General features: G+C 43.8%; 21 protein-coding genes. 18 read left to right on the top strand and 3 right to left on the bottom strand.

What is annotated here, in order from left to right; genetic code table 11:
* Nucleotides 1–69 precede the first annotated feature (69 nt).
* The 11 genes from SMIDD28_RS08230 (at nt 70) to purB (ending at nt 13,920) form a co-directional block, all read left to right on the top strand.
* Nucleotides 70–3,795: a phosphoribosylformylglycinamidine synthase gene (locus tag SMIDD28_RS08230; protein ID WP_061425558.1), complete on the top strand. Its 3,726-nt coding sequence runs from the start codon at nt 70–72 to the stop codon at nt 3,793–3,795.
* Between the two features lie 92 nt (nt 3,796–3,887).
* Entirely contained in the window at nt 3,888–5,330 is a 1,443-nt protein-coding gene (gene purF, locus SMIDD28_RS08225; protein WP_061425557.1) for an amidophosphoribosyltransferase, read from the top strand.
* A 220-nt stretch (nt 5,331–5,550) separates the two neighbouring features.
* The gene (gene purM / locus SMIDD28_RS08220) at nt 5,551–6,573 is read left to right on the top strand and encodes a phosphoribosylformylglycinamidine cyclo-ligase (RefSeq protein ID WP_061425556.1); all 1,023 of its coding nucleotides are present in this window, start codon (nt 5,551–5,553) and stop codon (nt 6,571–6,573) included.
* Nucleotides 6,570–7,121 carry a phosphoribosylglycinamide formyltransferase gene (gene purN, locus SMIDD28_RS08215; RefSeq protein WP_061425555.1) on the top strand — a complete coding sequence of 184 codons (552 nt, stop codon included), beginning with the start codon at nt 6,570–6,572 and terminating at the stop codon, nt 7,119–7,121. The genes purM and purN overlap by 4 nt, the downstream gene beginning before the upstream one ends.
* Before the next feature lie 44 nt (nt 7,122–7,165).
* Nucleotides 7,166–7,630: a GNAT family N-acetyltransferase gene (locus tag SMIDD28_RS08210; protein WP_000569798.1), complete on the top strand. Its 465-nt coding sequence runs from the start codon at nt 7,166–7,168 to the stop codon at nt 7,628–7,630.
* Nucleotide 7,631: 1 nt separating this feature from the next.
* Nucleotides 7,632–9,179, top strand: a complete 1,548-nt coding sequence (gene purH, locus SMIDD28_RS08205; RefSeq protein WP_061425554.1) for a bifunctional phosphoribosylaminoimidazolecarboxamide formyltransferase/IMP cyclohydrolase — start codon at nt 7,632–7,634, stop codon at nt 9,177–9,179.
* Nucleotides 9,180–9,300: 121 nt separating this feature from the next.
* Nucleotides 9,301–10,566, top strand: coding sequence for a phosphoribosylamine--glycine ligase (gene purD, locus SMIDD28_RS08200; RefSeq protein ID WP_061425553.1), 1,266 nt, complete (start codon nt 9,301–9,303; stop codon nt 10,564–10,566).
* Between the two features lie 191 nt (nt 10,567–10,757).
* Nucleotides 10,758–11,246: a 5-(carboxyamino)imidazole ribonucleotide mutase gene (purE, locus tag SMIDD28_RS08195; protein ID WP_061425552.1), complete on the top strand. Its 489-nt coding sequence runs from the start codon at nt 10,758–10,760 to the stop codon at nt 11,244–11,246.
* Nucleotides 11,233–12,324 carry a 5-(carboxyamino)imidazole ribonucleotide synthase gene (gene purK / locus SMIDD28_RS08190; protein WP_061425551.1) on the top strand — a complete coding sequence of 364 codons (1,092 nt, stop codon included), beginning with the start codon at nt 11,233–11,235 and terminating at the stop codon, nt 12,322–12,324. Before purE ends, purK begins: the two co-directional genes overlap by 14 nt.
* A 9-nt stretch (nt 12,325–12,333) precedes the next feature.
* The gene (locus SMIDD28_RS08185; protein WP_049512618.1) at nt 12,334–12,561 is read left to right on the top strand and encodes a hypothetical protein; all 228 of its coding nucleotides are present in this window, start codon (nt 12,334–12,336) and stop codon (nt 12,559–12,561) included.
* A 63-nt stretch (nt 12,562–12,624) separates the two neighbouring features.
* A complete protein-coding gene (gene purB, locus SMIDD28_RS08180; protein ID WP_061425550.1) occupies nt 12,625–13,920 on the top strand; it encodes an adenylosuccinate lyase in 1,296 nt (431 codons plus the stop codon).
* A 259-nt stretch (nt 13,921–14,179) separates the two neighbouring features.
* Here purB and SMIDD28_RS08175 read toward each other — a convergent pair whose 3' ends face one another.
* Nucleotides 14,180–14,896 carry a GntR family transcriptional regulator gene (locus tag SMIDD28_RS08175; protein WP_061425594.1) on the bottom strand — a complete coding sequence of 239 codons (717 nt, stop codon included), beginning with the start codon at nt 14,894–14,896 and terminating at the stop codon, nt 14,180–14,182.
* Between the two features lie 347 nt (nt 14,897–15,243).
* Here SMIDD28_RS08175 and SMIDD28_RS08170 point away from each other — a divergent pair, with 347 nt between their 5' ends.
* Genes SMIDD28_RS08170 through SMIDD28_RS08150 form a run of 5 tightly spaced genes read left to right on the top strand, consistent with a single transcriptional unit; the run spans nt 15,244 to nt 19,657 of the window.
* On the top strand, nt 15,244–17,031 hold the full coding sequence (locus SMIDD28_RS08170) for a glycoside hydrolase family 35 protein (RefSeq protein WP_061425549.1): 1,788 nt from the start codon (nt 15,244–15,246) through the stop codon (nt 17,029–17,031).
* Nucleotides 17,028–17,504 carry a PTS sugar transporter subunit IIB gene (locus SMIDD28_RS08165; protein WP_061425548.1) on the top strand — a complete coding sequence of 159 codons (477 nt, stop codon included), beginning with the start codon at nt 17,028–17,030 and terminating at the stop codon, nt 17,502–17,504. Before SMIDD28_RS08170 ends, SMIDD28_RS08165 begins: the two co-directional genes overlap by 4 nt.
* Before the next feature lie 26 nt (nt 17,505–17,530).
* Nucleotides 17,531–18,436 (top strand): PTS mannose/fructose/sorbose/N-acetylgalactosamine transporter subunit IIC, encoded by a 906-nt coding sequence (locus SMIDD28_RS08160; RefSeq protein WP_061425547.1) that lies wholly within the window; start codon nt 17,531–17,533, stop codon nt 18,434–18,436.
* The gene (locus SMIDD28_RS08155; protein ID WP_033687920.1) at nt 18,423–19,247 is read left to right on the top strand and encodes a PTS system mannose/fructose/sorbose family transporter subunit IID; all 825 of its coding nucleotides are present in this window, start codon (nt 18,423–18,425) and stop codon (nt 19,245–19,247) included. The genes SMIDD28_RS08160 and SMIDD28_RS08155 overlap by 14 nt, the downstream gene beginning before the upstream one ends.
* A 5-nt stretch (nt 19,248–19,252) precedes the next feature.
* On the top strand, nt 19,253–19,657 hold the full coding sequence (locus SMIDD28_RS08150) for a PTS sugar transporter subunit IIA (protein ID WP_081103258.1): 405 nt from the start codon (nt 19,253–19,255) through the stop codon (nt 19,655–19,657).
* 18 nt (nt 19,658–19,675) lie between these two features.
* Here SMIDD28_RS08150 and SMIDD28_RS12435 read toward each other — a convergent pair whose 3' ends face one another.
* Nucleotides 19,676–19,801, bottom strand: coding sequence for a hypothetical protein (locus SMIDD28_RS12435; protein WP_269139757.1), 126 nt, complete (start codon nt 19,799–19,801; stop codon nt 19,676–19,678).
* A 218-nt stretch (nt 19,802–20,019) separates the two neighbouring features.
* Here SMIDD28_RS12435 and SMIDD28_RS08145 point away from each other — a divergent pair, with 218 nt between their 5' ends.
* A complete protein-coding gene (locus tag SMIDD28_RS08145) occupies nt 20,020–21,186 on the top strand; it encodes an SIS domain-containing protein (protein ID WP_061425545.1) in 1,167 nt (388 codons plus the stop codon).
* Here the strand turns inward: SMIDD28_RS08145 and SMIDD28_RS12280 are convergent.
* Nucleotides 21,177–21,329 carry a hypothetical protein gene (locus tag SMIDD28_RS12280; RefSeq protein WP_061425544.1) on the bottom strand — a complete coding sequence of 51 codons (153 nt, stop codon included), beginning with the start codon at nt 21,327–21,329 and terminating at the stop codon, nt 21,177–21,179. The two genes, SMIDD28_RS08145 and SMIDD28_RS12280, sit on opposite strands and share 10 nt — an antisense overlap.
* 124 nt (nt 21,330–21,453) lie before the next feature.
* Here SMIDD28_RS12280 and SMIDD28_RS08135 point away from each other — a divergent pair, with 124 nt between their 5' ends.
* Nucleotides 21,454–22,491 (top strand): aldose epimerase family protein, encoded by a 1,038-nt coding sequence (locus SMIDD28_RS08135; protein ID WP_061425543.1) that lies wholly within the window; start codon nt 21,454–21,456, stop codon nt 22,489–22,491.
* Nucleotides 22,492–22,545: the final 54 nt, after the last annotated feature.

The raw sequence follows: 22,545 nt of genomic DNA, 5'->3' as shown, positions 1-22,545 counted from the left end.
GAAATTGAAATAACAACCTCAAGGCTGTTTGGGAACATTGCAAGAGCTGAAATAAAGGAATAAGGATTGATGGATAAACGTATTTTTGTTGAAAAAAAGGCTGATTTTCAGGTTAAGTCAGAGAGTTTGGTGAGAGAACTCCAGCATAACTTGGGGCTTTCAACCCTGAAAAGTATTCGTATTGTGCAAGTGTATGATGTATTTGATTTGGCAGAGGATTTGTTTGCGCCTGCAGAGAAACACATTTTCTCTGAGCAGGTGACAGACCATGTTTTGGACGAAGCGGCTGTGCAGGCGGATCTTGCCAACTATGCTTTCTTTGCCATTGAAAGCCTACCAGGGCAGTTTGACCAGCGTGCAGCATCTTCACAGGAAGCTTTGCTCTTGCTAGGTAGCTCGAGTGATGTAACAGTCAATACCGCTCAACTTTACTTAGTCAATAAAGATATTGATGTGACTGAGTTGGAAGCGGTCAAGAACTATCTGCTCAATCCAGTTGATTCTCGTTTCAAGGACATCACGACAGGGATTGCTAAGCAGGAATTTTCAGAGTCAGACAAGACCATTCCTAAATTGACTTTCTTTGAAAGCTATACAGCAGAAGACTTTGCCCGCTACAAGGCTGAGCAAGGGATGGCTATGGAAGTGGATGATTTGCTCTTTATCCAAGACTACTTCAAGTCAATCGGGCGCGTACCAACTGAGACGGAACTCAAGGTTTTGGATACTTACTGGTCTGATCACTGCCGTCACACGACTTTTGAGACAGAGTTGAAAAACATTGATTTCTCCGCATCGAAATTCCAAAAACAATTGCAGTCAACCTATAACAAATATATCGCTATGCGTGATGAGTTGGGGCGTTCTGAAAAACCGCAAACCTTGATGGATATGGCCACTATTTTCGGTCGTTATGAGCGTGCTAATGGGCGTTTGGACGATATGGAAGTGTCTGACGAAATCAATGCTTGCTCAGTTGAAATCGAAGTGGACGTTGATGGTGTGAAAGAACCATGGCTCCTAATGTTCAAGAATGAAACTCATAACCACCCAACGGAAATTGAGCCATTTGGTGGGGCTGCTACCTGTATCGGTGGTGCCATTCGTGACCCGTTGTCAGGTCGTTCCTACGTTTATCAAGCTATGCGTATCTCAGGTGCTGGTGATATTACAGCACCGATTTCGGGAACTCGTGCTGGTAAATTACCACAACAAGTCATTTCTAAGACAGCGGCTCATGGTTATTCTTCTTACGGGAACCAAATTGGGCTTGCGACGACCTACGTTCGTGAGTATTTCCACCCAGGCTTTGTAGCTAAACGCATGGAGCTTGGTGCTGTTGTCGGAGCGACTCCTAAGGGCAATGTTGTCCGTGAAAAACCGGAAGCGGGTGATGTCATTATCCTCCTTGGAGGTAAGACTGGACGTGATGGTGTCGGTGGTGCGACAGGTTCTTCTAAGGTTCAAACAGTTGAGTCCGTGGAAACTGCTGGAGCTGAAGTTCAAAAAGGGAATGCCATCGAAGAACGCAAGATTCAACGTCTGTTCCGTAATGGCAATGTCACTCGTCTTATCAAGAAATCTAATGACTTTGGTGCTGGTGGAGTCTGTGTGGCTATCGGTGAATTAGCAGACGGTCTTGAAATCGACCTCAACAAGGTGCCTCTTAAATACCAGGGCTTGAATGGTACCGAAATTGCCATCTCTGAATCACAAGAACGTATGGCGGTTGTGGTGCGTCCTGAAGACGTAGATGCCTTTGTTGAAGAATGTAACAAAGAGAATATTGACGCTGTTGTGGTGGCAACAGTGACTGAAAAACCAAATCTTGTCATGCACTGGAATGGTGAGACAATTGTGGACTTGGAACGTCGTTTCCTTGACACCAATGGTGTGCGCGTGGTCGTCGATGCCAAAGTTGTGGACAAGGATGTCAAGCTTCCAGAAGAACGTCAAACATCTGCTAACACACTTGAAGTTGATACCTTTGCGGTTCTATCTGATTTGAATCATGCGAGTCAAAAAGGATTACAGACTATCTTTGACTGCTCTGTTGGACGTTCAACGGTCAATCACCCACTGGGTGGTCGCTATCAACTCACTCCAACTGAGGCTTCTGTGCAGAAATTACCAGTTCAACACGGTGTGACTCATACTGCGTCAGTCATGGCTCAAGGTTTCAACCCATATGTAGCTGAATGGTCTCCATACCACGGTGCTGCCTATGCAGTGATCGAAGCAACTGCTCGATTGATTGCTGCTGGTGCAAACTGGTCTAAGGCTCGTTTCTCTTACCAAGAGTATTTCGAGCGCATGGATAAGCAAGCTGAGCGTTTTGGTCAGCCAGTAGCAGCTCTCCTAGGCTCTATCGAGGCACAAATTCAGCTTGGTTTGCCATCTATCGGTGGTAAGGACTCTATGTCTGGTACCTTTGAAGAATTGACGGTGCCACCAACTTTGGTAGCCTTTGGGGTGACGACCGCAGATAGCCGTAAGGTCCTTTCTCCAGAGTTCAAAACTGCTGGTGAAAATATCTACTACATCCCAGGTCAAGCCCTCTCTGCAGAAATTGATTTTGACTTGGTTAAGTCAAATTTTGCTCAGTTTGAAGCCCTTCAAAAGGCTCACAAAGTAACAGCAGCTTCAGCTGTTAAATACGGCGGTGTGGTTGAAAGTTTGGCTCTCGCTACCTTTGGAAATCATATCGGTGCAGAGGTGGTCTTGCCTGAACTTGAAAGTTCTTTGACAGCACAATTGGGCGGATTTGTCTTCACATCACCTGAAGAAATTGCTGGAGTAGAGAAGATTGGACAAACAAGTGCAGACTTTACACTCCTTGTCAACGGTGTGAAGCTAGATGGACAGAAACTTGACAGTGCCTTCCAAGGAAAACTGGAAGAAGTTTACCCAACAGAATTTGCCCAAGCCAAAGAACTGGCTGAAGTACCAGCTGTGGCATCAGATGTTGTGATTAAAACCAAAGAAAAGGTTGAAAAACCTGTGGTCTATATCCCAGTCTTCCCAGGAACCAACTCAGAATATGATTCAGCCAAGGCATTTGAAAAAGAAGGTGCAGAGGTTAACTTGGTGCCATTCGTGACCTTGAATGAAGAAGCCATTGTCAAGTCGGTTGAAACCATGGTTGACAACATCGGCAAGGCTAATATCCTTTTCTTTGCAGGTGGATTCTCAGCTGCGGATGAACCAGATGGATCAGCTAAGTTTATCGTTAATATCCTGCTTAATGAAAAAGTGCGTGCGGCTATTGATAGCTTTATCGCCCGTGGTGGCTTGATTATCGGTATTTGTAATGGATTCCAAGCCTTAGTAAAATCGGGTCTCCTACCCTACGGAAACTTTGAAGATGCTAACAATACTAGCCCAACCCTCTTCTACAATGATGCCAACCAACACGTGGCCAAGATGGTGGAAACTCGCATTGCCAATACCAACTCACCATGGTTGGCTGGTGTGCAAGTGGGCGATATCCACGCTATTCCTGTTTCGCACGGTGAAGGGAAGTTTGTCGTGACGGCTGAGGAATTTGCAGAGCTCCGTGACAATGGACAAATTTTCAGCCAATACGTGGACTTCGAAGGCAAACCAAGTATGGATTCTAAGTACAATCCAAATGGTTCTGTCCATGCCATCGAAGGAATTACCAGCAAGAATGGTCAAATCATTGGTAAGATGGGACATTCAGAACGTTATGAGGACGGTCTTTTCCAAAACATTCCAGGAAATAAAGACCAGCACCTGTTCGCGTCGGCGGTTAAATACTTTACTGGAAAATAAGACTTGCAGATGTTTTAATAGATAGTATCAGTAATGTAAAAGTCATGTAGATTTAGCTCGTGACGATTACAAATGAAAATTAGGTATATAAAATGACATACGAAGTAAAATCTCTTAATGAAGAATGTGGTGTTTTCGGTATCTGGGGACATCCAGATGCTGCTAAATTAACCTATTTTGGGCTCCATAGTCTTCAGCACCGTGGTCAGGAGGGGGCAGGAATCCTCTCCAACGATCAGGGACAATTGAAGCGCCATCGTGACATGGGACTTTTATCAGAAGTCTTCAGAAATCCTGCTAATTTGGATAAATTGACGGGAACTGGTGCGATTGGGCATGTGCGTTACGCGACTGCTGGCGAAGCTTCTGTAGATAATATCCAGCCTTTCCTCTTCCGTTTTCACGATATGCAGTTTGGTTTGGCTCATAATGGAAATCTGACCAATGCAGCCTCTCTCAAGAAAGAACTGGAACAAAGAGGAGCGATTTTCAGCGCGACTTCGGACTCGGAAATCTTGGCTCATCTCATTCGTCGCAGTCACAATCCTAGTCTGATGGGCAAAATCAAGGAGGCGCTCAGTCTAGTTAAAGGTGGTTTTGCCTATATCTTGCTATTTGAAGACAAGTTGATTGCGGCTCTTGACCCCAATGGTTTCCGTCCCCTTTCTATCGGGAAAATGGCTAATGGAGCAGTGGTTGTTTCCTCTGAAACTTGTGCTTTTGAAGTCATTGGTGCCGAGTGGGTTCGTGATTTGAAGCCAGGTGAGATTGTAATCATTGATGACAAGGGAATCCAGTATGATAGCTATACAGATGATACTCAGTTAGCAATCTGTTCTATGGAGTATATCTATTTTGCCCGCCCTGATTCTAATATCCACGGTGTCAATGTCCATACGGCACGTAAACGTATGGGTGCCCAATTGGCGCGTGAATTCAAGCATGAGGCGGATATCGTGGTCGGTGTGCCCAATTCTTCCCTCAGCGCAGCCATGGGATTTGCGGAAGAATCTGGTTTGCCAAATGAAATGGGTCTTATCAAGAACCAATATACCCAACGTACCTTTATCCAACCGACTCAAGAATTGCGGGAGCAAGGGGTACGGATGAAACTCTCTGCTGTTTCAGGTGTTGTCAAAGGCAAGCGTGTGGTTATGATTGATGATTCTATTGTACGTGGAACAACCTCTCGTCGTATCGTTCAGCTCTTGAAAGAAGCGGGTGCGACTGAGGTTCACGTTGCTATTGGTAGTCCAGCGCTAGCTTATCCATGCTTCTATGGAATTGATATCCAGACCCGTCAGGAGCTAATTGCGGCCAATCATACGGTTGAAGAAACTCGCCAAATCATTGGTGCGGACAGTCTGACCTATCTTTCTGTTGAGGGGTTGATTGATTCGATTGGGATTGAAACAGATGCGCCAAATGGTGGTCTCTGTGTTGCTTACTTTGACGGTGACTACCCAACGCCTCTTTACGATTATGAAGAAGATTATCGTCGAAGTTTGGAAGAAAAGACCAGTTTTTACAAATAGACGGATAAAGATTATCCATTAAAGGAAAGGAAGAGGAGACAAAATGACAAATAAAAATGCTTATGCTCCACGTCTCACTACTGACTAAAAGCTAAAGCATTTGTCAGTAGACGCTTTGTCCTATAGGATCAAAGCTAGAGCCCTGACTAGTATTTTTAGATAAAATAATTGTTTATCTAAAAATACGTCGCAATCTTTCTCAAAGAAAAGGAATATAAAAATGACAAATAAAAATGCTTATGCCCAGTCTGGCGTGGATGTTGAAGCGGGTTATGAAGTTGTTGAACGGATTAAAAAGCACGTGGCTCGTACGGAGCGTGCAGGTGTCATGGGAGCTCTGGGAGGCTTTGGCGGTATGTTTGACCTTTCGAAGACTGGGGTTAAAGAACCCGTCTTGATTTCAGGGACTGATGGTGTCGGAACTAAGCTCATGCTGGCTATCAAGTACGACAAGCACGATACCATCGGTCAGGACTGTGTGGCCATGTGTGTTAATGACATCATCGCTGCAGGTGCTGAGCCTCTCTATTTTCTCGACTATGTGGCGACAGGCAAGAATGAACCAGCTAAGCTAGAACAAGTTGTCGCTGGTGTGGCAGAAGGTTGTGTGCAGGCAGGCGCTGCTCTTATCGGTGGGGAAACAGCTGAAATGCCTGGTATGTATGGCGCAGATGACTATGACTTGGCTGGTTTTGCGGTCGGTGTGGCTGAAAAATCTCAAATAATTGACGGTTCAAAAGTGGCAGAGGGAGATGTTCTTCTCGGACTTGCTTCAAGTGGGATTCATTCCAATGGTTACTCTCTCGTCCGTCGTGTCTTTGCGGATTACACAGGTGAGGAAGTCCTGCCAGAATTGGAAGGCAAGAAACTCAAGGAAGTTCTTCTGGAGCCGACTCGTATCTATGTCAAGGCTGTTTTGCCACTCATCAAGGAAGAGTTGGTCAACGGTATTGCCCACATCACAGGTGGGGGCTTTATCGAAAATGTTCCTCGTATGTTTGCAGATGACCTAGCTGCAGAGATTGAGGAGAGCAAGGTACCAGTTTTGCCAATCTTTAAAGCTCTTGAAAAATACGGTGAAATCAAGCATGAAGAAATGTTTGAAATCTTCAATATGGGTGTGGGACTCATGCTGGCAGTTAGCCCTGAGAATGTAGATCGCGTCAAGGAATTATTGGATGAACCAGTCTATGAAATTGGTCGCATCGTCAAGAAAGAAAACGAAAGTGTCATCATCAAATGAAAAAAATAGCGGTTTTTGCCTCTGGTAATGGCTCAAATTTTCAGGTGATTGCCGAAGAATTTCCAGTAGAGTTTGTCTTTTCAGACCATCGTGACGCCTATGTGCTAGAACGTGCAGACAAGCTTGGCGTTCTGTCCTATGCTTTTGAACTCAAGGAGTTTGAGAGCAAGGCAGACTACGAAGCAGCACTTGTTGAGCTATTAGAAGAGCACCAGATTGACTTGGTTTGTCTAGCAGGCTACATGAAAATCGTTGGGCCAACCTTATTGGCGGCTTATGAAGGTCGGATTGTCAACATTCATCCAGCCTACCTGCCAGAGTTTCCAGGAGCTCATGGGATTGAGGATGCTTGGAATGCTGGCGTTGCTGAGAGCGGCGTGACCATTCATTGGGTGAATTCAGGTGTGGATACGGGAAAAGTTATCAAACAAGTACGTGTACCACGATTAGCTGATGATACCATTGATAGTTTTGAAGAACGTATTCATGAAGCAGAGTATAAGTTGTATCCAGAGGTGCTGGATAGTTTGGGAGTAGGGAGAAGATAAGAAGTAAATCAAATTTTGATTGTGCAATCTTGCTAGGAGAAAAAATGATTGAGATAAAATTAGTAGATGAGAGCAGTTTTCAGGCAGTGCTGGATTTGAAAATATCTGAAGCTGATGAACGGGCACGTTTCGTGTCTCCAAATGTACGCTCTTTAGCTGACGCATGGCTCTACCGAGAGAATGGGGATGTGTTTCCAATGGCAATTTATTGGAATGAGCTTGTAGTTGGTTTTCTCCTGTTGGAAATAGATAAGGATGAAGCGGAATACTTTATCTGGCGGATAATGATTGGCCAGCAGTACCAAGGAAGAGGTTATGGACGAAAAGCCGTGGAATTTCTGATCAAAAAGGCTCAGATGGATAGCACTTGCAATCATATTATCGCAGATTATGTGGTTGGAAATGAAAAAATGAAGCACCTACTGACTAGTCTTGGTTTTCAGGAAACAGGATTTATAGAAGAAAATAACGAAGTCGCTATGCGCTTGGACCTAAAGAAAGAGGAATAGAATGACGAAAAAAGCTTTAATCAGCGTCTCAGACAAAGCGGGTATTGTTGAATTTGCCCAAGAACTTAAAAAACTTGGTTGGGATATTATCTCGACAGGTGGGACAAAGGTTGCCCTTGACAATGCTGAGGTGGAGACCATTGCGATCGATGATGTGACGGGCTTCCCAGAGATGATGGATGGCCGTGTTAAGACCCTTCATCCAAATATCCACGGTGGGCTCCTCGCTCGTCGTGATTTGGATAGCCACTTGGAAGCGGCCAAGGACAATCAGATCGAGCTTATCGATCTTGTAGTGGTCAACCTTTATCCTTTCAAGGAAACCATTCTCAAACCAGACGTGACGTACGCGGATGCTGTGGAGAATATCGATATTGGGGGTCCGTCTATGCTTCGCTCAGCAGCGAAGAACCACGCCAGCGTGACAGTTGTGGTAGACCCTGCTGATTATACAGTAGTTTTGGACGAGTTGTCAGCCAATGGTGAAACGACTTACGAAACGCGTCAACGTTTAGCGGCCAAAGTTTTCCGTCACACAGCGGCTTACGATGCCTTGATTGCAGAGTATTTCACTACTCAAGTGGGGGAAAGCAAACCTGAAAAGCTGACCTTGACTTATGACCTCAAGCAAGCTATGCGTTACGGTGAAAACCCTCAACAAGATGCAGACTTCTACCAAAAAGCTTTGCCGACAGATTACTCCATTGCTTCAGCTAAACAGCTCAACGGTAAGGAATTATCCTTTAACAATATCCGTGATGCGGATGCGGCTATTCGTATCATCCGTGATTTTAAAGACCGTCCAACCGTTGTAGCTCTCAAACACATGAATCCATGTGGAATTGGTCAGGCGGATGATATAGAAACAGCTTGGGATTACGCTTATGAGTCTGATCCAGTATCAATTTTCGGTGGTATCGTCGTTCTCAACCGTGAAGTAGATGCTACGACGGCTGAGAAGATGCATGGCGTTTTCCTTGAAATCATCATCGCACCAAGCTATACGGATGAAGCGCTAGCCATTTTGACTAACAAAAAGAAAAACTTGCGCATCCTTGCCTTGCCATTTGACGCTCAAGATGCTAGTGAAGTGGAAGCAGAGTACACAGGTGTTGTCGGTGGACTTCTTGTGCAAAACCAAGACGTGGTTAAGGAAAGCCCGGCTGACTGGCAAGTGGTGACCAAGCGCCAGCCAACTGAGACAGAAGCGACTGCCCTTGAGTTCGCTTGGAAGGCTATCAAGTACGTCAAATCAAACGGTATCATTGTGACCAATGACCACATGACACTTGGCGTTGGCCCAGGTCAGACCAACCGTGTGGCTTCTGTTCGTATCGCCATCGAACAAGCCAAAGACCGTCTTGACGGTGCCGTCCTTGCTTCAGATGCCTTCTTCCCATTTGCGGATAACGTGGAAGAAATCGCCAAAGCAGGAATCAAGGCTATCATCCAGCCTGGAGGCTCAGTCCGTGACCAAGAGTCTATCGAAGCTGCTGACAACTACGGCTTGACCATGGTCTTCACAGGCGTGAGACATTTTAGACATTAAGAACGTTAAAGGGAAGAAAACAGTTTCTTTCCTTTTTTGCTTAAAAATACTTAATAAAACAAGATTAAAACGAACGTTTGTGGTATAATATTAATAAATGATTCGCAAAAGAGGTTGAGAAATGAAGCTGTTAGTTGTCGGTTCGGGTGGTCGTGAGCATGCGATTGCTAAAAAGTTATTTGAATCAAAAGACGTTGAAAAAGTCTTTGTAGCTCCTGGGAATGATGGGATGACTCTGGATGGTCTGGAATTGGTAAATATCTCTATTTCCGAACATTCTAAATTGATTGAGTTTGCAAAAGCCAACGATGTTGCTTGGACCTTTATAGGGCCAGATGACGCCCTTGCGGCTGGTATCGTGGATGATTTCCATGCAGCTAGTCTCAAAGCCTTTGGTCCGACAAGATTGGCAGCGGAGCTGGAGTGGTCCAAGGATTTTGCTAAGGAAATTATGGTCAAATACGGCGTTCCAACAGCAACCTATGGCACATTCTCAGATTTCGAGGAAGCCAAGGCCTATATCGAAAAGCAGGGGGCGCCTATCGTAGTCAAGGCGGATGGCTTGGCGCTTGGGAAAGGTGTCGTTGTTGCTGAGACAGTCGAGCAAGCGGTCGAAGCAGCTCACGAGATGCTTTTGGACAATAAATTTGGTGACTCAGGTGCGCGTGTGGTTATTGAGGAATTCCTTGAAGGAGAGGAATTTTCACTCTTTGCTTTTGTCAATGGTGATAAGTTCTATATCATGCCAACAGCTCAGGACCACAAACGTGCCTATGATGGCGACAAGGGGCCTAACACTGGTGGGATGGGTGCCTATGCGCCAGTTCCTCACTTGCCACAGAGTGTAGTTGATACAGCAGTCGACACTATTGTCAAGCCAGTTCTAGAGGGGATGATTAAAGAAGGTCGTCCGTATCTTGGTATTCTTTACGCAGGTCTCATATTGACAGCGGAGGGCCCTAAGGTCATCGAGTTCAATGCTCGTTTTGGAGATCCAGAAACGCAAATCATCTTGCCTCGTTTAACATCTGACTTTGCACAAAATATCACGGATATTCTGGATGGTAAGGAGCCAAATATCACCTGGAAGGACAAGGGCGTGACTCTGGGCGTGGTTGTCGCATCCAAGGGTTATCCGCTAGACTATGAAAAAGGTGTCAAGTTGCCAGCCAAGACAGAAGGCGACATCATCACCTACTATGCAGGGGCTAAGTTTTCGGAAAATAGCAGAGCACTGCTGTCAAATGGCGGACGTGTCTATATGCTCGTCACCACAGCAGACACCGTCAAAGAAGCCCAAGATACCATCTACAGCGAACTCAACACACAAAACACAGAAGGCCTCTTCTACCGAACAGATATCGGAAGCAAGGCTATAAAAGATTAACGGATACTAAATTTGTCATGGTGAGCGAAAGCGAGCCACAATAGAATAATCGTCGCAGTAGTGGAACTCCTAGTAGCTTTGCTACTAGGAGCGGAAAACTGGAGACCTAGGCTCCAGTTTTAGTAATGGAACGCCATAAGCGGTCGCTTACGTCCGCACTACATTAGACGATTATTAAAAAAGGAGAAGAAATGAAACCAATTATTTCCATTATCATGGGCTCAAAATCCGATTGGGCAACCATGCAAAAAACAGCCGAAGTCTTAGACCGCTTCGGTGTAGCCTACGAAAAGAAAGTTGTTTCTGCCCACCGTACACCAGACCTCATGTTCAAGCATGCCGAAGAAGCCCGTAGCCGTGGTATCAAGGTCATCATCGCAGGTGCAGGTGGCGCAGCTCATTTGCCAGGTATGGTCGCAGCTAAAACAACCCTTCCAGTCATTGGTGTGCCCGTAAAATCGCGTGCCCTTAGTGGTGTGGACTCGCTCTACTCTATCGTCCAGATGCCAGGTGGAGTGCCTGTCGCAACTATGGCAATCGGTGAAGCAGGTGCGACCAACGCAGCCCTCTTTGCCCTCCGTCTCCTGTCAGTAGAGGATCATGCTATCGCGACAGCATTGGCTGATTTCGCAGAAGAGCAAGGAAAAATCGCAGAGGAGTCTACAAATGAGCTCATCTAAAACAATCGGAATTATCGGTGGCGGTCAGCTGGGTCAGATGATGGCCATTTCAGCTATCTACATGGGGCACAAGGTCATCGCGCTGGATCCTGCGACGGATTGCCCGGCCTCTCGCGTGGCGGAAATTATCGTGGCGCCTTATAATGATGTGGACGCCCTTCGTCAGTTGGCGGACCGTTGTGATGTTCTCACTTATGAATTTGAAAATGTAGATGCTGACGGTTTGGATGCTGTCATCAAAGATGGACAACTCCCTCAAGGAACCGACCTGCTCCGTATTTCCCAAAATCGCATTTTTGAAAAGGATTTTCTCTCAAACAAGGCTCAAGTCACTGTAGCACCCTACAAGGTTGTGAATTCTAGCCAAGACTTGGCGGAGATTGACCTGTCCAAAAACTATGTCCTCAAGACTGCGACAGGTGGCTACGATGGGCATGGGCAAAAGGTCATTCGCTCAGAAGCAGACTTGGAAGAAGCCTATGCGTTAGCTGACTCAGCAGCCTGCGTTTTAGAGGAATTCGTCAACTTTGACCTTGAAATTTCTGTCATCGTGTCAGGAAATGGCAAGGATGTGACAGTCTTCCCAGTTCAGGAAAATATCCACCGCAACAACATCTTGTCTAAGACTATCGTGCCTGCTCGCATTTCAGAAAGTCTGACTGGAAAAGCCAAAGCTATGGCAGTACGAATCGCAGAACAACTCAACTTGTCTGGAACCCTTTGTGTGGAAATGTTTGCGATGGCTGATGACATCATTGTCAATGAGATTGCTCCACGTCCCCACAACTCAGGGCACTACTCTATCGAAGCCTGTGATTTCTCGCAGTTTGATACCCATATATTGGGTGTTCTGGGAGCACCATTGCCAGCTATCAAACTACATACACCAGCAGTCATGCTCAACGTTCTCGGTCAACACGTTGAGGCTGCTGAAAAATATGTCACAGAAAATCCAAGCGCCCACCTCCACATGTATGGTAAAATAGAAGCGAAGTACAACCGCAAGATGGGACACGTGACTTTGTTCAGTGATGTGCCAGATGAGGTTGAGGAGTTTGGGAAAGGAATTGATTGGTAGGTGAAGACTATGATTCAAATCATTGTTAATGCTTTTGTTGAAAAGGATAAGACCGGAGCAGTTGTTGAAGTCTTGTTTGCTAGTAGCAATTACGCAAAAGTGAAGGCCAAATATGAAGAGTTAGTTGTTCAATACCCTGAAAACTATTTAGCAATTTATGATTTACCATTGGATACTGATCTCAATGAATTACCACACTATCCATCTGTGTTTATTGGAAAAGAGGAGTTTGAGTAGAAATCTTGGTTTACCTAGATAGCTTATTCCCAACAGCTTTAGAAGAAAGGAAAAATTAATAACATGATCAACCGTTACTCTCGTCCTGAGATGGCGAACATTTGGAGTGAAGAAAATAAATACCGTGCTTGGCTTGAGGTGGAAATCTTGGCTGATGAGGCGTGGGCTGAGTTAGGGGAAATCCCTAAGGAAGATGTGGCTTTGATTCGTGAGAAAGCGGGCTTTGACATCGACCGTATTTTGGAGATTGAGCAGGAGACTCGTCATGACGTGGTGGCTTTCACGCGTGCGGTTTCTGAAACGCTTGGCGAAGAGCGCAAGTGGGTTCACTACGGCTTGACTTCTACTGACGTGGTGGATACTGCCTACGGTTACCTTTACAAGCAGGCCAACGATATCATCCGTCGTGACCTTGAAAGCTTCACCAACATCATCGCTGATAAGGCTAAGGAGCACAAGTTCACCATCATGATGGGTCGTACCCACGGTGTGCACGCTGAGCCGACAACCTTTGGTCTTAAATTGGCGACTTGGTACAGCGAAATGAAGCGCAACATCGAGCGTTTCGAGCATGCGGCTGCTGGTGTGGAAGCTGGTAAGATTTCGGGTGCAGTTGGGAACTTTGCCAACATCCCACCATTTGTAGAGCAATACGTCTGCGACAAACTTAGTATCCGTGCCCAAGAAATCTCAACACAGGTCCTTCCTCGTGACCTTCACGCTGAGTACTTTGCGGTTCTTGCTAGTATCGCGACTTCAATCGAACGTATGGCGACTGAGATTCGTGGTCTACAAAAATCTGAACAACGCGAAGTGGAAGAATTCTTTGCCAAAGGTCAAAAAGGGTCTTCAGCAATGCCTCACAAACGCAACCCAATCGGTTCTGAAAATATGACTGGTCTGGCGCGTGTTATCCGTGGTCACATGATTACAGCCTATGAAAACGTTGCTCTCTGGCACGAACGCGATATTTCCCACTCATCAGCTGAGCGCATCATCACACCAGATACAACTATCTTGATTGACTACATGCTCAACCGCTTTGGAAATATTGTCAAGAACTTGACGGTCTTTCCAGAAAACATGATCCGCAATATGAACTCTACGTTTGGTTTGATCTTTAGCCAACGTGCTATGTTGACCTTGATTGAAAAAGGCATGACCCGTGAGCAAGCCTATGACTTGGTACAACCAAAAACAGCCTACTCTTGGGATAATCAAGTAGACTTTAAACCACTGTTGGAAGAAGATCCAGAAGTAACATCACGCCTCACACAAGAGGAAATCGACGAGATCTTCAACCCTCTTTACTACACCAAACGAGTGGATGATATTTTTGAACGTCTTGGATTAGGATAATTAGAATAAAAATCGAATTTCTATTACTCTATTTATAGGAGTAGCAGAACTTCGATTTTTCTTTTTTATTAAAGTGCTTTTGAAAAAAATAACCAATATTTATAATATGTTGAATATAGAATAGTATACTGTGACTTCTAAAATATTACTAGAAATTGATTTGAATTTCCTAATCGATTTGTCCATATTCTATTTCAATCTACTATGTTATATAATAAGCATAGGAAAAAGCCCAAGCGATTAGGCTCAGGCTTTCTTCTTAGTGATCACGGTCACATGAGATGAATTTAATCTTGTAGTAATCCGCTCGTTTATAAGTTTCGCTGTATGCGAGAACTTGGCCAGTGGACTCTAACTTAGTAGTCTTGGTTTGTAAAACGGTTGGGAATTGCTCATCGACCCCGAGGACCGAAGCCGCATGTTCTGGAGTTGGAAATGTTATTTCATTGATTTCTTCAAAATGTTCATCATTCATGTGAATGTGGTAATCCAATTTGAAACGGTTATAGATAGAGCTATAATATTCAAGATTTGGATAATTTGCGTTGATGTATTGTTCTGGAATGTAAGATGTGTGGTAGATGTATACGACACCATTCGTTTCGCGTATACGTTCAATCTTGTAGTAGAACTGATCACCACGTAGTCCAAGTTTTTCTAAGTAGTTTAATTTGTTTCCGCGCTCAATAGAAAGGACGGTAACTTTATCATCTTTAGTTTCAAAAACTTCTACATCTGAAAACTCTACGAGTTTGTGTTTGCGTGCGCGTGAAACGAATGTACCCTTTCCTTGTTGGCGGACAATATAGCCATCTTTGGCAAGGTCGTTTAAGGCGCGGACAACTGTGATAGAACTGACGTCGTACATTGAAATGAGCTCTGCTTCAGTGTAAAATTTATCTCCGCTGCTAAATTGCCCAGAGATGATTTTATTTTTTAATTCGTCTTTTATGTATTGATATTTGGGAATTGCCATATTTTTACCTCTATTTTCCTTCTCCATAGAAAATTTTACCATAAAAGCGAAAAAAATAGTAGTCTTTTGAATAAAAAATTAGAATAATAGTTTGAAAAATTAAGCTACATAGGCATTGCACGTATTTTATAAATGCATTTTATACAAAATTATTTTAGGTTCTCTATTCCGAATTTAAAGAGCGTTTGAAATGGGTCTAAAAATGTTTGAAACTAATTGAACGTGTGTATAATAGTAAAATTGCAGTAAATATTCCGACAATTTCTATTGACAATTCAAACAGATTGGTTTATAATTACTATAACAACAAATGAAAGCGTAAACTTTCGCAGTCAGAAGGTAGTTTTATGACACGATTTGAGATACGAGATGATTTTTATCTCGATGGAAAATCATTTAAGATTTTATCTGGCGCCATTCATTATTTTAGGGTTCCTCCAGAGGATTGGTATCATTCGCTCTATAACTTGAAGGCTCTTGGTTTTAATACGGTAGAGACTTATGTTGCTTGGAATTTACACGAGCCTCGTGAGGGTGAGTTTCATTTTGAAGGAGCTCTGGATTTGGAGCGATTTCTACAGACAGCGCAAGACTTGGGTCTCTATGCTATTGTACGACCTTCTCCCTTTATCTGTGCGGAGTGGGAATTCGGTGGCTTACCAGCCTGGCTCTTAACCAAGGATATGAGGATTCGTTCATCAGATCCAGCCTATATTGAGGCTGTCGGTCGCTATTATGATCAGCTCTTGCCACGATTGGTTCCACATTTATTGGACAATGGTGGGAATATCCTCATGATGCAGGTTGAAAATGAGTATGGTTCTTACGGAGAGGATAAGGCTTATCTGAGAGCCATTCGACAGCTGATGGAAGAGCGTGGCGTAACCTGTCCTCTCTTTACATCAGATGGTCCTTGGAGAGCTACTCTAAAAGCGGGAACCTTAATTGAAGATGATCTCTTTGTGACAGGGAACTTTGGTTCTAAGGCACCTTACAACTTTTCACAGATGCAGGAATTCTTTGATGAACATGGCAAGAAATGGCCGCTCATGTGTATGGAGTTCTGGGATGGCTGGTTCAATCGTTGGAAAGAACCGATTATCACACGGGATCCTAAGGAATTGGCAGATGCAGTTCGAGAGGTTTTGGAGCAAGGTTCCATCAATCTTTACATGTTCCACGGTGGTACAAACTTTGGCTTCATGAATGGTTGCTCAGCTCGAGGAACCTTGGACCTGCCACAAGTTACATCTTATGATTACGATGCCCTTCTGGATGAAGAAGGAAATCCAACTGCCAAATATCTGGCAGTCAAGAAGATGATGGCAACACATTTTCCAGAGTATCCGCAGTTGGAACCCCTCTACAAAGAGAGTATGGAGTTGGATGCTATTCCACTAGTTGAAAAAGTTTCCTTGTTTGAAACCTTGGATAGCTTGTCAAGTCCGATAGAAAGTCTCTATCCTAAAAAGATGGAGGAGTTGGGACAAAGCTATGGCTACCTACTCTATCGAACAGAAACAAACTGGGATGCAGAAGAAGAAAGACTTCGTATCATTGATGGTCGAGATAGGGCCCAGCTGTATGTCGATGGTCAGTGGGTTAAAACCCAATATCAGACAGAGATTGGGGAAGATATTTTCTATCAAGGTGAAAAGAAAGCGTTATCTAGGATTGATATATTGATAGAAAATATGGGGCGTGTCAACTATGGGCATAAGTTCTTAGCGGATACGCAACGTAAGGGAATTCGGACAGGGGTTTGTAAGGATTTGCATTTCTTACTAAACTGGAAACACTATCCACTCCCACTAGACAATCCTGAGAAAATTGATTTTTCAAAAGGATGGACTCAAGGACAACCAGCCTTTTATGCTTATGACTTTACAGTCCAAGAGCCAAAAGATGCTTACCTAGACTTGTCTGAGTTTGGTAAGGGAGTTGCCTTTGTCAATGGGCAGAATCTAGGACGTTTTTGGAACGTTGGCCCAACTCTCTCGCTTTATATCCCTCATAGCTATCTCAAGGAAGGTGCCAACCGCATCATCATCTTTGAAACAGAGGGCCAATATAAAGAAGAGATTCATTTAACTCGTAAACCTACACTAAAACACATAAAGGGGGAAAACTTATGACAATTGTAGGATGCCGTATCGATGGACGTTTGATCCACGGACAAGTAGCCAATCTTTGGGCTGGAAAACTAAATGTTTCACGCATTATGGTTGTAGACGACGAAGTTGTCAACAACGATGTTGAAAAGAGTGGTTTGAAACTTGCGACACCACCAGGTGTAAAATTGAGTATTTTGCCAATTGAAAAAGCGGCAGCTAATATTCTTGCTGGAAAATACGATAGCCAACGTCTCTTTATCGTGGCTCGTAAACCAGACCGCTTCCTTGGTTTGATCGAAGCAGGTGTACCACTTGAAACCCTTAATGTTGGGAATATGTCTCAAACACCAGAAACTCGATCTATCACACGTTCTATCAACGTAGTAGACAAGGATGTGGAAGATTTCCGCAAACTAGCAGAAAAAGGTGTTAAATTAACTGCTCAAATGGTTCCAAATGATCCAATTTCAGACTTTTTGAGCTTATTAAAATAGGAAAAAATTTTTAGGAGGTCATTGTTATGATACAATGGTGGCAAATTTTACTTCTCACTTTGTACTCAGCTTATCAAATCTGTGATGAGTTGACGATCGTTTCATCTGCAGGTTCCCCTGTATTTGCTGGTTTCATTACTGGTTTAATCATGGGAGATTTGACTACTGGTCTACTTATTGGTGGTAACTTGCAACTGTTCGTTCTTGGGGTTGGTACCTTCGGTGGTGCTTCTCGTATCGACGCAACTTCTGGTGCAGTTCTTGCGACAGCCTTCTCTGTTTCACAAGGAATTGATACAGCACTTGCGATTACGACAATCGCTGTGCCAGTAGCAGCGCTCTTGACTTACTTCGACGTTCTTGGACGTATGACAACTACTTTCTTCGCTCACCGTGTGGATGCTGCAATCGAACGCTTTGACTATAAAGGTATTGAACGCAACTACTTGCTTGGTGCGATTCCTTGGGCTCTATCTCGTGCCCTTCCAGTCTTCTTCGCGCTTGCCTTTGGTGGTGAATTTGTACAACACGTAGTAGACTTCGTTACAAAATACCAATGGGTTGCAGATGGTTTGACACTCGCAGGACGTATGCTTCCAGGTCTTGGATTTGCAATCTTACTTCGTTACCTTCCAGTTAAACGTAACCTTCACTACCTTGCAATGGGATTTGGTTTGACAGCTATGTTGACTGTTCTTTACTCATATGTAACAGGTCTTGGTGGCGCTGTTGCAGGTGTTATCGGCACTCTACCGAAAGATGTTGCTGAAAAAATTGGTTTCGTGAACAACTTCAAAGGTTTGTCTATGATTGGTATCTCTATCGTAGGTATCTTCCTTGCAGTGCTTCACTTCAAAAATAGCCAAAAAGTAGCTGTAGCAGCACCTTCTACACCATCAGAAAGTGGGGAAATCGAAGATGACGAATTCTAATTACAAACTTACAAAAGAAGATTTTAATCAAATCAACAAACGTAGCTTGTTTACTTTCCAATTAGGTTGGAACTACGAACGTATGCAAGCTTCTGGTTACCTTTACATGATCCTGCCACAATTGCGTAAAATGTATGGTGATGGAACTCCTGAATTGAAAGAAATGATGAAAGTTCATACTCAATTCTTCAATACTTCACCATTCTTCCACACCATTATCGCTGGTTTTGACCTTGCCATGGAAGAAAAAGATGGTGTAGGTTCAAAAGATGCCGTTAACGGTATCAAGACAGGTTTGATGGGACCATTCGCTCCTCTTGGAGATACAATCTTTGGTTCGCTTGTACCTGCTATCATGGGTTCTATCGCAGCAACTATGGCTATCGCTGGCCAACCTTGGGGTATCTTCCTTTGGATTGCAGTTGCAGTAGTGTATGACATCTTCCGTTGGAAACAGTTAGAATTTGCCTACAAAGAAGGGGTTAACCTTATCAACAACATGCAAAGTACCTTGACAGCTTTGATTGACGCTGCATCTGTACTTGGTGTCTTCATGATGGGTGCTCTTGTAGCAACAATGATCAACTTTGAAATTTCTTACAAATTGCCAATCGGTGAAAAGATGATTGATTTCCAAGACATCTTGAACCAAATCTTCCCACGTTTGCTTCCAGCAATCTTTACTGCCTTTATCTTCTGGTTGCTTGGTAAGAAAGGTATGACCTCTACTAAAGCTATCGGTATCATTATCGTTCTTGCAGTAGGTCTTTCTGCCCTTGGTCACTTTGCATTTGGAATGGGACCTAAATAAGTTTTATGGTAAAATCATTAATTTTGGTCAGCCATGGTCGCTTCTGTGAGGAGCTTAAAGGCAGCACAGAAATGATTATGGGCTCACAAGACAATATTCATGCAGTGGCTCTTCTTCCAGAAGATGGTCCAGAAGAATTTACTGCAAAATTTGAAGCTGCTATTGAAGGATTGGATGATTTCTTAGTCTTTGCGGATCTTCTCGGTGGAACACCATGTAATGTGGTAAGTCGTTTGATCATGGAAGGTCGTGACATCGAACTTTATGCAGGGATGAATCTTCCAATGGTGATTGAATTTATCAATGCTAGCCTTACAGGTGCAGATGCGGACTACAAGAGTCGTGCTGCAGAAAGCATCGTTAAAGTCAATGATTTGTTAGCGGGCTTCGATGATGACGAAGATGAATAATACTCTTCGAAAATCTCTTTAAACCATACTAGTGTCGCCTTGCCGTAGGTATATGTTACTGACTTCGTCAGTTCTATCTGAAACCTCAAAACAGTGTTTTGAGCAGCCTGCGGCTAGTTTCCTAGTTTGCTCTTTGATTTTCATTGAGTATAAGATGTGACAACGTGAAAATCACAGGGAAAATAGGCGATAGGAGGATGGAGCGATGCTCCGACGATAATCGGTCTTTTTCCCAAAGATTTTAGTTGGAACTCGATTCAATTCATGTGACAACGTGAAAATCGTTAGAGCATTTTATATAGAATATTCATGGGAATGGGGCTTACTCCCATTCCCATATTTAATAGAAAAAGAGGAACTCAATGCTACATTATACAAAAGAAGACTTGATTGAATTGGGCGCAGAAATCACTACACGTGAAATTTACCAACAGCCTGATGTATGGAAAGAAGCTTTTGAATCTTATCAAGCAAAACGTGAAGAAATTGCAGCCTTCCTACAAGGGATTGCTGATAAACATGACTATATCAAGGTTATCTTGACAGGTGCTGGGACTTCTGCTTATGTGGGAGATACCTTGGTACCTTACTTTAAGGAAGTCTATGACGAACGCAAATGGAATTTCAATGCTATTGCGACAACCGATATCGTTGCCAATCCAGAAACTTATTTGAAAAAAGATGTGGCAACTGTTCTTGTATCTTTTGCCCGTAGTGGGAACTCGCCTGAAAGTGTGGCGACTGTTGATTTGGCCAAAGCCTTGGTGGATGAGCTTTACCAAGTGACGATTACTTGTGCAGCAGATGGTAAATTGGCTCTTCAAGCCCACGGTGATGATCGTAATCTCTTGCTCTTGCAACCAGATGCTTCTAATGATGCTGGCTTTGCTATGACTTCTAGCTTTACATCTATGATGTTGACAGCTCTCTTGGTCTTTGATCCTACAGAATTTGCTGTTAAAGCTGAACGTTTTGAAGTTGTATCTAGTCTTGCCCGTAAAATTCTAGACAATGCAGAAGATGTTAAAGAGTTGGTTGACCTAGACTTTAACCGTGTCATCTATCTAGGCGCTGGTCCTTTCTTTGGACTTGCTCATGAAGCTCAGCTCAAGATTTTGGAATTAACAGCTGGTCAAGTGGCGACCATGTATGAAAGTCCAGTCGGCTTCCGTCACGGTCCAAAATCTCTGATCAACGAAGATACAGTTGTTTTGGTCTTTGGTGCAACAACAGATTACACTCGCAAGTACGACCTAGACTTGGTTCGTGAAGTTGCTGGTGACCAGATTGCTCGTCGTGTTGTGCTTTTGAGTGATCGAGCCTTTGGTCTTGAAAATGTCAAAGAAGTGCCCCTTGGTTGTGGCGGTGTCTTGAATGATATTTACCGTGTCTTCCCTTACATCGTTTATGCCCAACTCTTTGCCCTATTGACTTCACTCAAGGTAGAAAATAAACCAGATACACCGTCTCCTACTGGTACAGTAAACCGTGTGGTACAAGGTGTTATCATCCACGAATATCAAAAGTAATACTCTTCGAAAATCTCTTTAAACCATACTAGGGTCGCCTTGCCGTAGGTATGGTTACTGACTTCGTCAGTTCTATCCATAACCTCAAAACGGTGTTTTGAGCAGCCTGCGGCTAGCTTCCTAGTTTGCTCTTTGATTTTCATTGAGTATAAGACAGTGTTTATGAATTCTTGACAAGAGGATTTGTATATCATCAGATAAACCATAGATTGTCAATTCGCTTTCTATGGTTTGTTTGCTTGAGAGAAATAGTAAAAGGAGAACAGAATGAAAGCATACACAGAGCGTGTATTTGGAAATGTTGAGGGCAAGGATGTCTTGGCCTATCGTTTTGAGACGGACGGTGGTTACCAACTTGAGGTTATGACTTATGGTGCGACCATCTTGCGTTATGTCACGCCTGACAAGGCTGGAAATTTTGCCAATGTTATCTTGGGATTTGATGACTTTGATAGTTATGTAGGCAATAGTCCCAAGCATGGAGCTAGTGTAGGTCCTGTGGCAGGCCGTATTGCTGGTGCGACATTTGAGCTCAATAGCCAGACCTATCATCTGGAAGTCAACAATGCTAGCAACTGTAACCACAGCGGTTCAACTGGTTGGGATTCGAGCTTGTTTGAATTGGTTGAAGTGAGCGACCATGGATTGACTCTCTATACAGAGCGTACAGATGGGACAGGAGGATTTCCTGGCAATCTCAAAATCTGGGTCAGCTATCACTTGGAAGAAACTGGTGCCTATGAAATTAGCTACAAGGTAACGACCGATCAGGATACGCTGGTCAATCCAACCAACCACAGCTATTTCAACTTGTCTGGTGATTTCACGAAGACAATTGACCGTCATGTCTTCCAACTAAACACAGAGGGAATTTATCCAATCGCTCCTGACGGTGTTCCGGCTAAAACTCCAGATGCTACTCGTGATGTGGTCAAACACATCTACAATGGTGCCTTGTTGAAAGACATCTTTGCAGAAGAAGATGAGCAAATCCAGTTGGTATCTGGCTTGGACCATCCATTTGCCCTTCCTGCAGGTCATGACAATGCTGGATTCCTTTATGACCAAAATTCAGGTCGCTTCCTGCTTTGCAAGACAGAAGCTCCTTGCTTTGTAGTCTACACAGCAAACTTTGTGGATGAGAGTGTCATCATAGGAGGTCAGCCAATGGTACAGCACAATGGGATTGCCCTTGAAGCGCAAGCTTTACCAGATGCCATTCACAGTGACCTCAAAGACCAAGTCATTCTCAAAGCCGGTCAAACCTTTACAAGCAAGACACGTTATGAGCTTGTTGTGAAATAAAGAATTATTGCGCCTACTTTTGGGATTTAGGAATAGGTAAGCAAAGACAAATAG

The sequence above is a fragment of the Streptococcus mitis genome (assembly GCF_001579045.1).
Classification (GTDB): Bacteria; Bacillota; Bacilli; order Lactobacillales; family Streptococcaceae; genus Streptococcus; species Streptococcus mitis_D.
This window is presented reverse-complemented; position numbering and strand designations above follow the sequence as displayed.

Coding starts and splice junctions, on each gene's coding strand:
- SMIDD28_RS08230 (WP_061425558.1), top strand. CDS start 70: ATGGATAAACGTATTTTTGTTGAAAAAAAGGCTGATTTTCAGGTTAAG.
- purF (WP_061425557.1), top strand. CDS start 3,888: ATGACATACGAAGTAAAATCTCTTAATGAAGAATGTGGTGTTTTCGGT.
- purM (WP_061425556.1), top strand. CDS start 5,551: ATGACAAATAAAAATGCTTATGCCCAGTCTGGCGTGGATGTTGAAGCG.
- purN (WP_061425555.1), top strand. CDS start 6,570: ATGAAAAAAATAGCGGTTTTTGCCTCTGGTAATGGCTCAAATTTTCAG.
- SMIDD28_RS08210 (WP_000569798.1), top strand. CDS start 7,166: ATGATTGAGATAAAATTAGTAGATGAGAGCAGTTTTCAGGCAGTGCTG.
- purH (WP_061425554.1), top strand. CDS start 7,632: ATGACGAAAAAAGCTTTAATCAGCGTCTCAGACAAAGCGGGTATTGTT.
- purD (WP_061425553.1), top strand. CDS start 9,301: ATGAAGCTGTTAGTTGTCGGTTCGGGTGGTCGTGAGCATGCGATTGCT.
- purE (WP_061425552.1), top strand. CDS start 10,758: ATGAAACCAATTATTTCCATTATCATGGGCTCAAAATCCGATTGGGCA.
- purK (WP_061425551.1), top strand. CDS start 11,233: ATGAGCTCATCTAAAACAATCGGAATTATCGGTGGCGGTCAGCTGGGT.
- SMIDD28_RS08185 (WP_049512618.1), top strand. CDS start 12,334: ATGATTCAAATCATTGTTAATGCTTTTGTTGAAAAGGATAAGACCGGA.
- purB (WP_061425550.1), top strand. CDS start 12,625: ATGATCAACCGTTACTCTCGTCCTGAGATGGCGAACATTTGGAGTGAA.
- SMIDD28_RS08175 (WP_061425594.1), bottom strand. CDS start 14,896: ATGGCAATTCCCAAATATCAATACATAAAAGACGAATTAAAAAATAAA.
- SMIDD28_RS08170 (WP_061425549.1), top strand. CDS start 15,244: ATGACACGATTTGAGATACGAGATGATTTTTATCTCGATGGAAAATCA.
- SMIDD28_RS08165 (WP_061425548.1), top strand. CDS start 17,028: ATGACAATTGTAGGATGCCGTATCGATGGACGTTTGATCCACGGACAA.
- SMIDD28_RS08160 (WP_061425547.1), top strand. CDS start 17,531: ATGATACAATGGTGGCAAATTTTACTTCTCACTTTGTACTCAGCTTAT.
- SMIDD28_RS08155 (WP_033687920.1), top strand. CDS start 18,423: ATGACGAATTCTAATTACAAACTTACAAAAGAAGATTTTAATCAAATC.
- SMIDD28_RS08150 (WP_081103258.1), top strand. CDS start 19,253: ATGGTAAAATCATTAATTTTGGTCAGCCATGGTCGCTTCTGTGAGGAG.
- SMIDD28_RS12435 (WP_269139757.1), bottom strand. CDS start 19,801: ATGAAAATCAAAGAGCAAACTAGGAAACTAGCCGCAGGCTGCTCAAAA.
- SMIDD28_RS08145 (WP_061425545.1), top strand. CDS start 20,020: ATGCTACATTATACAAAAGAAGACTTGATTGAATTGGGCGCAGAAATC.
- SMIDD28_RS12280 (WP_061425544.1), bottom strand. CDS start 21,329: ATGAAAATCAAAGAGCAAACTAGGAAGCTAGCCGCAGGCTGCTCAAAA.
- SMIDD28_RS08135 (WP_061425543.1), top strand. CDS start 21,454: ATGAAAGCATACACAGAGCGTGTATTTGGAAATGTTGAGGGCAAGGAT.